The sequence below is a fragment of the Brevundimonas sp. AVps7 genome (assembly GCF_058681545.1).
In genome coordinates this window covers 582,037-596,926 of the sequence record NZ_CM178742.1, presented here as the reverse complement: position 1 = coordinate 596,926, position 14,890 = coordinate 582,037, and the positions used below count along the sequence as shown (strand labels likewise).

7 protein-coding genes are annotated in these 14,890 nt (G+C 67.4%); 3 read left to right on the top strand and 4 right to left on the bottom strand.

The genetic code is table 11. The features are described 5' to 3' along the window. Window positions 1-78: 78 nt before the first annotated feature. From ACW17Y_RS03010 to ACW17Y_RS03000, 3 genes are read left to right on the top strand one after another with little or no spacing between them, the layout of a single operon-like run. Entirely contained in the window at window positions 79-1,509 is a 1,431-nt protein-coding gene (locus tag ACW17Y_RS03010; protein WP_492037306.1) for an NAD(P)-dependent oxidoreductase, read from the top strand. Beyond that, on the top strand, window positions 1,506-6,017 hold the full coding sequence (gene gltB / locus ACW17Y_RS03005) for a glutamate synthase large subunit (RefSeq protein ID WP_492037305.1): 4,512 nt from the start codon (window positions 1,506-1,508) through the stop codon (window positions 6,015-6,017). Before ACW17Y_RS03010 ends, gltB begins: the two co-directional genes overlap by 4 nt. Before the next feature lie 36 nt (window positions 6,018-6,053). Next, a complete protein-coding gene (locus ACW17Y_RS03000) occupies window positions 6,054-7,310 on the top strand; it encodes an ammonium transporter (RefSeq protein WP_492037304.1) in 1,257 nt (418 codons plus the stop codon). A 196-nt stretch (window positions 7,311-7,506) separates the two neighbouring features. Here ACW17Y_RS03000 and ACW17Y_RS02995 read toward each other — a convergent pair whose 3' ends face one another. From ACW17Y_RS02995 to ACW17Y_RS02980, 4 genes are all read right to left on the bottom strand, one after another. Beyond that, the gene (locus tag ACW17Y_RS02995) at window positions 7,507-11,076 is read right to left on the bottom strand and encodes an ABC transporter permease/M1 family aminopeptidase (protein ID WP_492037303.1); all 3,570 of its coding nucleotides are present in this window, start codon (window positions 11,074-11,076) and stop codon (window positions 7,507-7,509) included. A 4-nt stretch (window positions 11,077-11,080) separates the two neighbouring features. Continuing rightward, window positions 11,081-11,962, bottom strand: coding sequence for an ABC transporter ATP-binding protein (locus tag ACW17Y_RS02990; protein ID WP_492037302.1), 882 nt, complete (start codon window positions 11,960-11,962; stop codon window positions 11,081-11,083). A 66-nt stretch (window positions 11,963-12,028) separates the two neighbouring features. Next, the gene (locus ACW17Y_RS02985; RefSeq protein ID WP_492037301.1) at window positions 12,029-12,415 is read right to left on the bottom strand and encodes an AprI/Inh family metalloprotease inhibitor; all 387 of its coding nucleotides are present in this window, start codon (window positions 12,413-12,415) and stop codon (window positions 12,029-12,031) included. Between the two features lie 98 nt (window positions 12,416-12,513). Then, window positions 12,514-14,646: a malate synthase G gene (locus tag ACW17Y_RS02980; RefSeq protein WP_492037300.1), complete on the bottom strand. Its 2,133-nt coding sequence runs from the start codon at window positions 14,644-14,646 to the stop codon at window positions 12,514-12,516. Window positions 14,647-14,890: the final 244 nt, after the last annotated feature.

Genomic DNA, 14,890 nt, shown 5'->3' with positions numbered 1-14,890 from the left:
ATGCGCATGACACATGATTTGGTCCCGGATCGGGGAAATCATTTGCGCTGACGGCCGGGCGGCGCTTTATATGTTGCTATGCAACAGAAAGGCCCATCCGGACCCCAGGGGTTCGTCGTTCAACCGCGCCGCCTGCCCAAGGCGGAGGCGTCCGTGCGCGTGCAGGATTTCGGCGAGATCATCGTCAAACCGACCACGGAGACCGTCGAGGTCCAGGCCGGACGCTGCACGGACTGCGGCGTGCCCTTCTGCCAGACCGCCTGTCCGCTCCAGAACAACATCCCCGACTGGCTGGGCCTGTCGGCGGAGGACGAGATGCGCGAGGCGTGGAAGATCGCCTCGGCCACCTCGACCATGCCCGAGATCTGCGGCCGCATCTGTCCGCAGGATCGTCTGTGCGAAGGTTCCTGCACCCTCAACCAGTCCGGCTGGGAAGCCGTGACCATCGGCTCGGTCGAGGCCTTCATCGGCGACACCGCCTTCGACAACGGCTGGGTCGAGCCGATTCGTCCTCTGCATGAGCGCGGCCAGTCCGTCGGCGTCGTCGGCGCCGGTCCCGCTGGCATGGCCGCCGCCGACCGCCTGCGCGAACAGGGCTATCAGGTCACCGTCTACGACCGCCACGACCGTCCCGGCGGCCTGCTGACCTACGGCATCCCCGGCTTCAAGCTGGAGAAGCGCGTCGTCCAGCGCCGCATCGACCGCCTGATCGACGGCGGCGTGGAGTTCGTCATCAACTGCGACGTCGGAACCGATGTGACCCTCGCCGAACTGCGCGAGAAGCATGACGCGGTCCTGCTCGCCATGGGCGTCTATCAGGCCCGCGCGCTCCAGGCGCCGGGCGTCGGCCCCGGCTCGACCATCCCCGCGCTGGAGTTCCTGATCCACCAGAACCGCCGCGATCTCGGCGAGACCGACAACGACACCTGGCACCACGCGAAAGGTCGCAACGTCGTCGTCATCGGCGGCGGCGATACGGCCATGGACTGCGTCCGAACGGCAATCCGTCAGGGCGCGACCAGCGTCACCTGCCTCTACCGCCGCGACCGCGAGAACATGCCGGGCTCGGCCCGCGAGGTCTCCAACGCCGAGGAGGAAGGCGTCGTCTTCGAATGGCTGGGATCGCCCAAGGCTCTGATGAGCCGCGATGGTTCGACCTCCGCCGTCCGCGCCGCCCGCATGACCCTGTCTGAGCCGGAGTTCGGCAAGCGCCGCGACATCGTCGCCATCCCCGGCGCCGACTTCGACCTGCCCGCCGACATGGTCATCGAGGCCCTCGGTTTCGAACCCGAGGAGTTCGCCGGCCACCACGGTGAACTGTCGCTGACCCAATGGAATACCGTGGCCACGGCTCGCTCGGGCTTCGCCACCTCACTGCCCGGCGTCTATGCCGCCGGAGACGCCGTGCGCGGCGCCTCCCTCGTCGTCTGGGCCGTCCGCGACGGCCAGGACGCCGCCGCCGAGATCGACCGCTACCTGCGTACCCAGACCGAAGAAGCCGCCGCATGACCTGGCTCGCCCAATACGAACGTGATCGACAGCGCCTGATCGACGCCCACGCCTACGAACCCTCGTCGGAGAAGGATGCCTGCGGCGTCGGCCTCGTCGCCGCCATCGACGGCAAGCCGCGCCGGGAAGTGGTCGAGCTGGCCATCAAGTCGCTGAAGAACGTCGCCCACCGCGGCGCGGTCGATCCCGACGGCCTGTCTGGCGACGGCGCCGGCTTGATGGTCGAGGCGCCCCAGGCCTTCTTCGCCGAACAGGTCCGGGTCATCGGCCAGACGCTGAAGCCCGGCCCTATCGCCATTGGCCAGATCTTCCTGCCGCGCACCGATCTGGGCGCCCAGGACCGCGCCCGCGCCATTGTCGAAACGGAAGTCCTGCGCGCCGGTTTCACGATCTACGGCTGGCGTCAGACCCCGATCGATCTCGCCGTCGTCGGCTCCAAGGCCGATGCGACCCGGCCCGAGATCGAGCAGATCATGCTGGCCGTCCCCGCCGATCTTGCCGACGACGGCGAGGCGCTGGAGCGCGAACTTTATCTGGTCCGTCGCCGCATCGAGAGCGCCGTCGCGGCCGAGAGCGTGCCCGGCTTCTACATCTGCTCCCTGTCGGCGCGGTCGCTGATCTACAAGGGCATGGTTCGCGCCGAGATGCTGGACCAGCTCTATCCCGACCTGCTGGATCCGACCTTCCAGGCCGCCTACGCCATCTTCCACCAGCGCTATTCGACCAACACCTTCCCCGAATGGCGGCTGGCCCAGCCGTTCCGGATGCTGGCCCACAACGGCGAGATCAACACGCTGAAGGGCAACCTGAACTGGATGCGGTCGCACGAGATCCGCATGACGGCCCAGGCCTTCGGCGATCACGACGGCGACGTGAAGCCGGTTGTCCAGCCGGGCGGCTCGGACTCGGCCGCGCTCGACAACGTCTTCGAGGTCCTGGTCCGCGCCGGTCGCCCCGCGCCCATGGCCAAGGCCCTGCTGATCCCCGAGGCCTGGGCCCGCGACGAGGGCCTGATGAAGGCCGAGCACCGCGCCCTCTACGCCTATTGCAACGCCGTGATGGAGCCGTGGGACGGCCCCGCCGCCATCTGCGCCACGGACGGCCGCTGGATCGTCTGCGGCAAGGACCGCAACGGCCTGCGTCCGCTGCGCGCCATGGAGACCCACGACGGCCTGCTGCTGGCGGGTTCGGAGGCCGGTCTCGCCGGTCTGCCGGAAAGCCGCATCAAGCGCCGCCTGCCGATCGGTCCCGGCCGCATGATCGTCGCCGATCTCCAGAACGGCGTCCTGCTCGACGAGATCGAGACCATCGACGCCCTTGCCGCCGACCACCCCTACACGGAGTGGCTGGAGAACATGGTCGATCTGGAGCCGATCATCGGCCCCGGACCCGAGCCGCGCGCCGCCACGGGCGAAGCCCTGACCCGTCGGCAGATCGCCGCCGGCTACAGCCGTGAAGACCTCGACATGCTGCTCGATCCGATGATCAAGGACGGCAAGGAGGCGGTCGGCTCCATGGGCGACGACACGCCCCCGGCTGTGCTGTCCGACCTGCCGCGTCCTCTGGCCCACTACTTCCGCCAGAACTTTTCCCAGGTCACCAACCCGCCGATCGACCCCCTGCGTGAAGCGGGCGCCATGAGCCTGAAGACCCGGTTCAAGAACCTCGGCAACATCCTGGCCGAGGAGGAAGCCCAGACCAACGTCTTCGTCCTCGACAGCCCCGTCCTGACCACCGGCATGTACGAGCGGATGCTCGACGTCGTCGGCGCAGGCTCGACCGTGACCATCGACTGTTCCTACCCGCTCCCCGAGCCGAACGCCCGGCAGGGCGCAGGCCTGCGCATCGCGCTGGATCGCATCCGCGACGAGGTCGAGGCGGCGGTTCGAGGCGGCTCCAGCCTCGTCGTCCTGACCGACGAACGCGCGTCTGAATCGCGCCTGTCCGTGCCGATGATCCTGGCCACGGCCGGGGCGCACGGCCGTCTGACCGACAAGGGCCTGCGCAGCTTTGTCTCCATCGTGGTGCGCTCGTCCGAGGTGCTGGACCCTCACGGGTTCGCCGTCCTCGTCGGCGTCGGCGCCACGGCCATCAACCCGTGGCTGGCGCAGGAAATATTTCAGGAGCGTCTGGATCGCGGCGCCTATGCGGGCCTCAGCCTTCGCGACGCCTGCCTGAACTACAAGGCCGCGCTCGAGGCCGGGCTGATGAAGACGCTTGCCCGCAAAGGCATCAGCATCATCTCCGCCTATCGCGGCGGCTGTGAGTTCGAGGTCCTGGGCCTCAGCCGCGCCGTCACGGCCGAGTTCTTCCCGGGCGCCCCGTCGCGCATCTCCGGCATCGGTCTGGCCGGTCTGGAGCGGGCGGCCCTGCAACGCCATGCCCAGGCCTGGACCGAGGCGACGCCCTCCCCGGCCGTCGGCGGCTTCTTCCGTATCCGCGCAGGACAGGAGAGCCACGCCCACGACGCGAAGACGATCCACCTGCTTCAGGATGCCTGCAATCGCGGCGACTACAAGCGCTTCAAGCAGTATTCAGAAGCCGTCGCGGCCCAGCCGGACAATGCGCCGCGCGACCTGCTCGACTGGCGCGAAGGCCTGAAGCCGGTCCCGGTGTCCGAGGTCGAATCCGTCTCGGATATCCGCAAACGCTTCCTGACCCCCGGGATGTCGCTCGGCGCCCTGTCGCCCGAGGCGCACGGCGTCCTCAACGTCGCTATGAACCGCATCGGCGCCCGCTCGGTCTCGGGCGAGGGCGGCGAGGATCCGGACCGCTACGCCACCCGTCCGGACGGCGACAACATGAACTCGGCGGTCAAGCAGATCGCATCGGGCCGGTTCGGCGTCACTGCCGAATATCTGAACCAGTGCCGCGAGATCGAGATCAAGATCGCCCAGGGCGCCAAGCCGGGCGAGGGCGGCCAGCTGCCCGGCTTCAAGGTCACCGAGTTCATCGCCCGGATGCGTCACTCCACGCCCGGCACGACCCTGATCTCGCCGCCGCCGCACCACGACATCTATTCGATCGAGGACCTGGCCCAGCTCATCTACGACCTGAAGTCGATCAACCCCGACTGCCGCGTCACGGTTAAACTGGTCAGCGCCTCGGGCATCGGCGCCATCGCCTCGGGGGTCGCAAAAGCAAAAGCCGACGCCATCCTGATCGCCGGCCACAACGGCGGCACGGGGGCCTCGCCCCAGTCGTCGATCAAGCACGCCGGCCTCCCGTGGGAAATCGGCCTGGCCGAGACCCATCAGGTGCTCAGCCTCAACAACCTGCGCAGCCACGTCGTCGTCCGCGCGGACGGCGGCATGCGCACCGGACGCGACATCGTCATCGCCGCCATCCTGGGCGCCGAGGAATTCAACATCGGCACGGCGTCCCTGATCGCGATGGGCTGTCTGATGGTGCGCCAGTGCCATTCCAACACCTGCCCCGTCGGCGTCTGCTCACAGGATCCGCGCCTGCGCGAAAAGTTCACCGGCACGGCCGACAAGGTCGTCAACCTGTTCAGCTTCATCGCCGAGGAAGTCCGCGAATACCTCGCCATGCTGGGCGCCCGGACGCTCGACGAGGTCGTCGGCCGCACCGACCTGCTGCGTCAGGTGCGACGCGGCGGCTCGCACCTCGACGACCTCGACCTCAACCCCCTGCTGGTCCGCGTTGAGGCGGCCGAGAAGAAGCTGTGGGCCGAGAAGGGTCGCGCCGAGGTTCCGCCGACGCTCGACGCCCGCGTGCTCAACGACGCCTGGGCCTTCCTGGATCGGGGCCAGACCTCGGAGCTGACCTATCCGATCTCCAACGTCATGCGCACCATCGGCGCCGGCGTGTCGTCGGCCATCGTCCGCCGCTGGGGCCCGACCGGACCGACCGGCGTCCTGACGCTGAAGCTGCAGGGCTCGGCCGGCCAGTCCTTCGGCGCCTTCGCGGCCAGGGGGCTGAAGCTGGAACTCACCGGCGAGGGCAACGACTATGTCGGCAAGGGCCTGTCCGGCGCCGACATTGTGGTCAAGCCGATCGAGTGGCGCGAGAACCAGCCCGCCATCGGCAACACGACGCTGTACGGGGCCACCTCCGGCCGCCTGTTCGTCGCCGGTTCAGCGGGCGAGCGGTTCGCGGTCCGCAACTCCGGCGCCGAGGCCGTGGTCGAGGGGGCCGGCGCCCACGCCTGCGAATACATGACCGGCGGTCGGGTCGCGATCCTGGGCCCGGTCGGCTGGAACCTGGCCGCGGGTATGAGTGGCGGCGAACTCTTCGTGCTGGACGAGGCGGGCCGCACGGGTCTGGCGCTGAACGGCGACCTCGCCGCCTTCGCCCCGGTCACCGAGGCGGCCGGCGCGCGATTGAAGACCCTGATTGAGGCGCATTCGGCCGCAACCGGATCCCCTCTGGCGCGGCGCCTGCTCTCGGCCTGGTCGGACAGCCTCAAGCGGTTTGTGCGCATCGTTCCGATCCCGGTCGCCGAGGCCGAGCGCAAGCTTGACCATGGCGAAGCGGTCCCAGCATGATCCGTCTTCCCTGACGCTCCGGAGGCCTCCCCGCCGATGACCCTCGCCGCAGCGCCCGCCCTCCTCGCCCATCAGGCGCCGCTCGTCATCGACGGCGCGGCGACGGCGTGGATTCTGGTTTCGACGGCCTTTGTGCTGATGATGACCCTGCCCGGGCTGGCGCTCTTCTACGGCGGCATGGTGCGCAAGAAGAACATCATCGCCACCATCGCCGCCTCGACGGCGTCCCTGATGGTGGTGACGATCCTGTGGTTCATCGCCGGCTACAGCCTGTCGTTCGGCACGTCAGGTCCGGCGACCAACGGCTTCATCGGCGGCTTGCAGGCGGTCTTCCTCGACGGGGTGCGGATCAACACGGCCCACAGCCTCGCGCCCGCCCTGCCCGAGTATCTCTGGATCGCCTATCAGCTGACCTTCGCCATCATCACCCCCGCCCTGATCGCCGGGGCCTTCGCCGAGCGGATGAAGTTCTCGGCGTCCCTGCTCTTCTTCGGCCTGTGGCACCTGATCGTCTATGCGCCGATCTGCCATCAGGTCTGGGGCGGCGGCTATCTCGGCTCCTGGGGCGTGCTCGACTTCGCGGGCGGCGCCGTGGTGCACGTCAACGCGGGCGTCGCCGGCCTCGTCTGCGCCCTCGTTCTCGGCCCCCGCTATGGATTCGGACGAGACAATATGGCGCCGGCCAATCTCGCCTACACTGCCATCGGCACGGGCCTGCTGTTTGTCGGCTGGCTGGGCTTCAACGCCGGCTCCGCCTGGGCGGCCGACGGCATCGCCGCCGTGGCCGCCCTCAACACGCTCATCGCCCCGGCCGCCGCGGCGCTCGGCTGGATGGTCATCGAATGGATCGACAAGAAGCGCCCCACGCTTCTGGGCCTTCTGTCGGGCATCGTCGGCGGCCTCGTCGCCATCACCCCGGCGGCGGGCTTCGTCGATCCCAAAGGCGCCTTCCTGATCGGCCTGATCGGCGGCCCGGCCTGCTACGCCGGCGCGGTCTGGCTGAAGCACGCCCTGAAGTACGACGACAGCCTCGACGCCTTCGGCATCCACGGCGTCGGCGGCATCGTCGGCGCCATCCTGACGGGCGTCTTCGCCACCACGGCCATCAATGGCGTGGCCGAGGGCGCCGACGTGGTGAAACAGATCGTGGGCCTCGCCGCCGTCATCGCCTGGAGCGCGGTCGGGACGTTCGTCGTGCTGATGGTCTGCAAGTTCACCACCGGCCTGCGCGCCACCAGGGACGGTGAGGTCGAGGGCCTCGACTACTCCGAACACGGCGAGAGCATTCACTAGAGGCTCGCCCCTCTCCCCTTGCGGGAGAGGGAGCCCGCGCACGGCGGCGCAGCCGTCGTCCTGGCGCGGTCGGGTGAGGGGTGAAACGCGGCTTTGCCGATGAGCACCTCTAGGACTCACCGGATCCGCTGACGCTTACCCCTCATCCGTCAGCCTTCGGCTGCCACCTTCTCCCGCAAGGGGAGAAGGAAAACAGTCAGTCCACCTTCCGCACGTTGTCGTCGGAGTTCCGGTCGATCCACTTGTTGTACGGATCCGCTCCCGCGAAGGTCGGCTTCGTCGCCGTCGTGAAGCGGAACGTCTGCACGCCCGATCGCAGCGGCCGGCGCTCGAACAGCAGGACGTTGCTCGCGTCGAACGCGCCCTTGCCCGGCTCGGCCGAGAACAGGCCGATGTCGAAGGTCTCGTTCAGCGGCGATTCCGTCTCCACGCCCTTGCCATCGGCGTAGAGCTTGCGCGCCTCAACCGTGAGGGTGACGTCCCAGCGGCCGTCGCTGCGTTGGGTCGCCGTCGCCGCCGTGGTCTTCACGTCGTACAGGGTGATCTTCTCGAACAGGTCTGTGATCAGGGCCTGTTTGTCGGCCGGAGCGTTGGCCCGGAACAGGTTGATCAGGTCAACCGAGCGCGGATAGGGCGCCGACTTGAAGGCATGCGCCTGAAGGAACTGGGCCAGCGCCCGGTTCACGTTCGCCTCGCCGATCTGGTCGGCCAGCAGGTACAGGACCACCGCGCCCTTGCGGTAGTGGATGTACTGCTGGTTCTCCATCCGGTTCAGCGGCAGTTCCTCGATCAGTTCGGTCCCCCGCGAACGCAGATAGTTGTCGAGCTCGAACTTCAGGAACCGCCGGATCTTGTCCGGCCCATACATCTCCCGCATCACCATCAGGGCCGAATACTGGGCCAGGGTTTCGGACATCAGGGTCGCGCCCTGCATGTTCGCGCCCACGACCTGGTGCGCCCACCATTGGTGCGCGAACTCGTGCGCCCCGATGTAGGTGACATAGTCGATCTTGGTCTCGTCCCTCAGATCGGCGATGAAACCCAGGTTCTCGGACCAGGCGAAGGTGTTCGGCATCGACTGGGCATAGGAGCCGTAGGGGAACTCGCTGATCCGCGCCTGGCGGAACTGATACGGCGAGAAGTTGGCCTGGAAATAATCCAGCGAGTTTTCCAGCGCCGTCATCATCCGGGGCACGTTCCGGCCGTGCTGCGCGTCATGGAAGACGACCATCTCCACGCCGTTGTGCATCTGGCGCGCGATCTCGTAGCGAGCCGATTGCACCGACAGGAAATAGAGCACGGGCGACTCAGTGACGAACCGCATGGTGCGGCGGCCGTTGGCGGTCGTGTCGCTGCGAACCTGCCCCGGCGCCAGGGGCGTCTGGTCGGCATCCGTGGTGACGGTCACGTCGGCCGTGACCCAGTCGGCGCCGATATAGTTCCGGCCCGTCGCCGTCATGTCCTCCAGCTTGGCCGGACGCAACTCGGCCGGCAGGCCGTGCTTGCGGCGCTTGGAGCGGTCCTGAAGCACCCCGGAGCGGTCCATGCCGATGCGGGGCGCGAACTCCCCGTTGGAGACGAAGGTGCCGTTGTCGACGATCCGGGTGGTGTTGCCGCTGTTCTTGAAGCCGCGCTGTTCCAGCACGGTGTCGAAGCTGACCGTGCGTCGCTCGCCCGGAGCCATCGGCGTGTCGAAGCGATAGATGCGATAGTCGAACTCCGGCCACTCGCGCACCATCCGCGCGCCCTGGACCGTCAGGGTCTTCATCTCCAGTTCGTCGTTCCAGCGCATGTGCATTTCCGACAGCGGCGCCCCGGTGCGGTTCTCGATCACATAGGTCCCTGTCGTCTCGAGACGCGGCGTGCGGGGATACAGGTCGAGGTTCAGCTTCACATCAACCAGGGTCGGCTGGGGCGTGGTCTCGAAGCGCAGCAGGGTCTTCTCGTACTCGGCCTGCCGCTTCTCCTGATCGCCCTGGCTGACGTACTCGTTCCAGACGTTGGTGTTGACGTAGATAAAGGCGCCCAGGCCGATGAAGGCGACCAGGGCCAGCCCGCCGACGACGCCTGCCGGGCCCATCAGCCGGTGCGGCAGACGCCTCAGACGCGGCATAAACCGGGTCTCTGTTCCCCGTCGCCACAGGGCATATCCGAGGGTCAGCAGGATGATCGCCGCCATCGTCCAGTAGGCGTCGGTCCAGGCCGAGAAGCCGACAAAATCACCCCGCCCGTTGATGTCCGACAGAGGCCCGCCGATGCCGCCGCCGTAGCGGTACAGGACGTGGTCGAAGCCGATGTTCCGGGCCACGATCGTGGAGATCATATAGACCACCATGATCGCCCAGCCGACGAACTTGTTGGGCGACAGCGACTGAACGAAGATCGCCAGCACGGCCAGGATGGCGAAGTTGATCGTCTGCGGTACGACGTACCACATCAGGTATTTGTCGAACTCGAAGTCGGTGTAGCCCTTGAAGGTCTGAACCGCGACGCCGGCCACGACGCCCGCGATCGAGATCGAGGCCAGCACCAGGATCAGGGCCAGGGTCTTGGGCAGCAGGAAGGTCCAGTCGGGCGTCGACGAGGCGTCGATGATCTCGTGGACCTTGCGCTCGCGATCCCGCCAGACCAGCTCGCCGGAATAGTAGATGGCCACGATCATCGCGATCAGGCCGAACGGCAGGCCGTCGATGACCACGCGCGTCACCAGCAGTACGGGCGCGCCGTAGATCTCGCCGATGAACAACAGGGTCGTGACCGCAAAGGCGAAGCCGAGCAGGATCAGAACGACATAAGCGGGGCTCTTGAAGACCAGCGACATCTCGAACGCGGTCCGCGAGGCCAGCCGCGTCCATCCCGCGGCGAAGCCTTCGGTCGGGGCGGGCAGCGGACGGTTCGGCGTCACGACGGGCGCGGCGGCCTCGGCCATCTTGCGCAGCTTGTCGGTCTTGCCTTCCTTGGCTCCACGAATGGCCGGACGATAAAGGGCGTAGGCGGCCGCGAGAATGGCGACGCTGATGCCCAGCCACAGCAACCGGTTCCACAGGAAGACGCCTTCGAGCGGCGCGTTCAACGTGTTCCGCTCCGCCGCCGTCCAGTATTTGGTCACGAGACCATAGGCGGCGGCGCCGAAGGGCTCGCCCCAGGCCATGGCGGTCTCGAACTCGGGCTTGGAGCCCAGCACGCCAGACGCCGCCAGATAGGCGATGAAGACCGCGACGACGCCGACATAGGTGGCCATCATCGACCGGGTCACGGTGGCGAGGGCGAAGAACAGGGACGAAGTCAGGAAGACCCCGGGCAGGCCCAGCACCAGGTAGGCGTAGAGATAGTCCCACGGCCGGAAGGCCCCGATCGTCTCCTTGTCCACCCAGGGCGCGACTGTGCCTGCGATGACGCCCAGCGAGATGACGAGGAAACACAGGGCCGTCGCCAGGAAGGCGCCGGCGAAGCGGCCGTACAGGTAGTCGAACTTCGTCATGCGGGTGGACTGGACCATCGGCCCGAAGCCCGTCTGGACGTCACGCACGACGACGTTGGCGACGATCGCCGTGGTCGCCAGCATGAAGAACATCGACATGATCGCGTTGATGCTGGCCAGGGCATAGGGCGCGTTCTTGTGGACGTTGCCGCCCGCGCCGATGGAGATGTTGTCCGACGCGGCGACCAGGCCGAAGCCCATCAGGCCGAAGATGATGGCAATGACCCAGAAGGCCGGCTGGCGCAGCTGGTAGCGGAATTCGAAGGCGGCGATTTTCCCGAACATGGTCTTACGCCGCGACTTTGCGCGAAGCCGACAGGGTCGAGAAATAGACGTCCTCCAGCCCGCCCGCCACCGGCTCGAAGCCTTCGCCCGGACGACGGTCGCTGAGGACGTGGATCACGGTCTTGCCCGCGAACAGACGCGTCGAGATGACCTCGTACTTGGCGCGGTGATCCTCCAGCGCCTCCTTGTCGATGGTCTTCTTCCACACCCGGCCGTTCAACTGGTCCATCAGGTGGGCGGGGGCGCCTTCCAGCTGGATCTTGCCGCCGGCCAGCACCGCCATGCGCGGGCACAGGTCGGCCACGTCTTCGACGATGTGGGTCGACAGGATGATGACGACATTGTCGGCGATCTCGGCCAGCAGGTTCAGGAAGCGGTTGCGCTCTTCCGGGTCCAGACCCGCCGTGGGCTCATCGACGATAATCAGTTTCGGATTGCCGATCAGGGCCTGGGCGATGCCGAACCGCTGGCGCATCCCGCCCGAGAAGCCGGCGATGGCCTTGTTCCGCACCGACCACAGGTTGGTCTGCTGCAGCAGTGTTTCGACCGTCTGTTTGCGGTCCTTGCCGGACGCGATGCCCTTCAGCACCGCCATGTGATCCAGCATGTCCCAGGCCGAGACGCGCGGATAGACGCCGAAGTCCTGGGGCAGATAGCCGAGGGTGCGGCGCAGCTTCTCCGGATCCTTGATCACGTCGATGCCGTCGAAGTCGATCGAGCCGGATGTCGGGGTCTGCAACGTAGCGATCGAGCGCATCAGCGTCGACTTGCCCGCCCCGTTGGGGCCCAGCAGGCCGAACATGCCGTTCGGCACACTCAGAGAGACATCGTCCAGCGCCCGCGTCCCGTTGCCGTAAACGTGGACGAGATTCTTGATCGTAAGCATGAGCGGCCCCTCTGACAGTCAAGCGACCTTGTCACGCCGCTTGCGGGGCCGCAAGTTACGATCGTGTCAGGAAAGCGGCGCGCGGCTCAGGGTGAAGCCGCCGGAGGTCGCCTCGAACGCATCCTCGCCGGTGCGACGGAAGGCCATCAGGACGGCCCCGTCAGCCGCCAGCATCTCGAAGCCGTTTGCTGTCGCGCGCCAGCTCTTCGCCTTCGTGGCATCGGGGATGCCGCAGTTCTCGGCCAGAACCGGACGGACGCCATCAATCACCAGGTTTGCCAGCGACACGTTGCACCGCGCCCCGTCCGGCCCGCGCAGAGCCCAGTAGCCGGCGACCTGATCGACGGCCAGCACCCTCCCCTGAGGCTCGGACGACGCCGGTGGCGCGGCGCACCCGGTCAAGAGGATCGCTCCGGCGACGGCGGCGCAGATATGGGCTGGGTCACGGTGCATGCGGTCCTCTTGTGACGGTCAGCTTCCGCCGGGATCAGGGCGGAGGCAAGGCCGCTTCCTCCGTCGCACGGCCTTGTCATCCCGGACGAAGCGCAGCTCTAGGTCGCCTTTACCCTCAGCCGGTACGCATGCAGCAGAGGCTCGGTATAGCCGTTCGGCTGCTCCACCCCCTCGAACACCAGTGCCCGCGCCGCCTGATACGCCAGCGACCCTTCCGGATCGCCCGCCATCGGCTTGTAGAGCGGATCACCCGCGTTCTGCGCATCCACCTTGGCCGCCATGCGCAGGAAGGCCGCATCGACCTGGGCCGCCGTGCACACGCCGTGGAGCAGCCAGTTGGCGATATGCTGGGACGAAATCCGCAGTGTCGCGCGGTCCTCCATCAGCCCGACGTCATGGATGTCCGGCACCTTGGAACAGCCCACCCCCTGGTCGATCCAGCGCACGACATAGCCGAGGATGCCCTGGGCGTTGTTGTCCAGCTCGTCCCGGACCTCCTGCTCCGACCAGTTGGCGCCGTTCGCCAGCGGCGGCGTCAGCAGATCCTCGAGACCCGGCGTCGGCCGCCCGGCCACATCCTTCTGGACCGCGAAGACATCGACCGCATGATAGTGGAGCGCATGCAGGGTCGCCGCCGTCGGCGAGGGCGTCCAGGCGGTGTTCGCCCCGGTCCTCGGATGGCCGATCTTCTGCTCGAGCATGTCGGCCATCCGGTCGGGCGCCGCCCACATGCCCTTGCCGATCTGGGCCCGGCCCGAGAGGCCGCAAGACAGGCCAATGGCGACGTTGCGCGCCTCATAGGCGGCGATCCATTTCGAGCTCTTGATGTCGGCCTTGCGCACCACCGGCCCGGCCTGCATGGCCGTGTGGATCTCGTCGCCTGTGCGGTCCAGGAAGCCGGTGTTGATGAAGACGATCCGGTCCTTCACCGCGTGGATACAGGCCGCCAGATTAGCCGAGGTCCGCCGCTCCTCGTCCATCACCCCGACCTTGATCGTGTGGCGCGCGAGGCCCAGCAGGTCCTCGACGGCGTCGAACAGAGTGTTGGTGAAGGCCGCCTCGTTCGGCCCGTGCATCTTCGGCTTGACGATATAGACCGACCCCGCGCCGGAGTTGGTGAAGGCGCCGATGCCCTTCAGGTCATACATCGCGATCAGCGAGGTGACGATGGCGTCGAGGATGCCCTCCGGCGCCTCGGTCCCGTCCGCCAGCCGGATCGCCGGATTGGTCATCAGGTGGCCGACGTTGCGGACGAACAGCAGCGACCGTCCCTTCAACGTCACAGCTCCGCCGCCGGGCGCCGTGAACGTCCGGTCCGGCTCCAGCGTCCGGTTCAGCGTCTGGCCGCCCTTCTGGAAGCTGGCGGAGAGATCGCCCTTCATCAGCCCGAGCCAGTTGCGGTAGGCCGCGACCTTGTCCTCGGCATCCACGGCCGCGACCGAATCCTCCAGGTCGCAGATGGTCGACAGCGCGCTCTCCAGCACCACGTCCGACAGGCCGGCAGGGTCGCTGGAGCCGATCGCGCTCGACCGGTCGATAACCAGTTCGATGTGCAAGCCGTTGTTGACCAGCAGGACCGAGGTCGGCGCGGACGGCTCCCCCTTATAGCCGACGAACTGCGCCGGATCCTTCAGGCCCGGCGTCAGCTTGCCGGCCTCCACCGACCAGCCCGTCACCTGCGAGTACGACCCGGTTTCCAGCGGCGCCGCCTCGTCGAGGAAGGCCCTGGCCCGCGACACCACCCGAGCACCGCGTGCGGTGTCATAAGGCCCCTTCGGCGGCAGATCGCCCAAGGCGTCGGTGCCATAGAGCGCGTCATACAGGCTGCCCCATCGCGCGTTGGCCGCGTTCAGCAGGAAGCGCGCATTCAGGATCGGCACCACCAGCTGCGGCCCCGCCAGCCGCGCCAGTTCGGCGTCAACCTTCTCCGTCGTGACCGAGAACGGCGCCGGTTCGTCGACCAGATAGCCGATGTCGCGCAGGAAGCTCTCGGTCCCCGCCGGATCGTGCGGCTGGCCCTTTCGCTCGCGATACCAGCCGTCGATCCGCGCCTGCAGATCGTCGCGCCGCTTCAGCAGTTTGCGGTTCTCCGGCGTGAACCGCGCGAATACCCCGGCTACGCCGGTCCAGAACCCGTCCGCTCCGATGGCGAGGCCGGGCAAAACCTCGTCCTCGATGAAGCTCGCCAGTTCGGCGGCCACGGACAGGCCGGCGCGGTCATGGTGGGTCATGCGTATCTCCAGCGCAGACCGGCTGGGGAGGCGGCCTGTAACAATGCGTGATCGCACTAGAGCCGACCGCCATCGGGGCCGCAAGAGCGGATCAGAATGACACCGGTGACAGTCACCCCTTCCGCGCCCTACCCTCCCCTCCGTGCACCCCGGCGAAGGCCGGGGTCCAGATGGAAGACACCGTCATATGATCAGCAAGACCGACGCCCGATCCGAACCTTCGACATCCGTGATCTGGACCCCG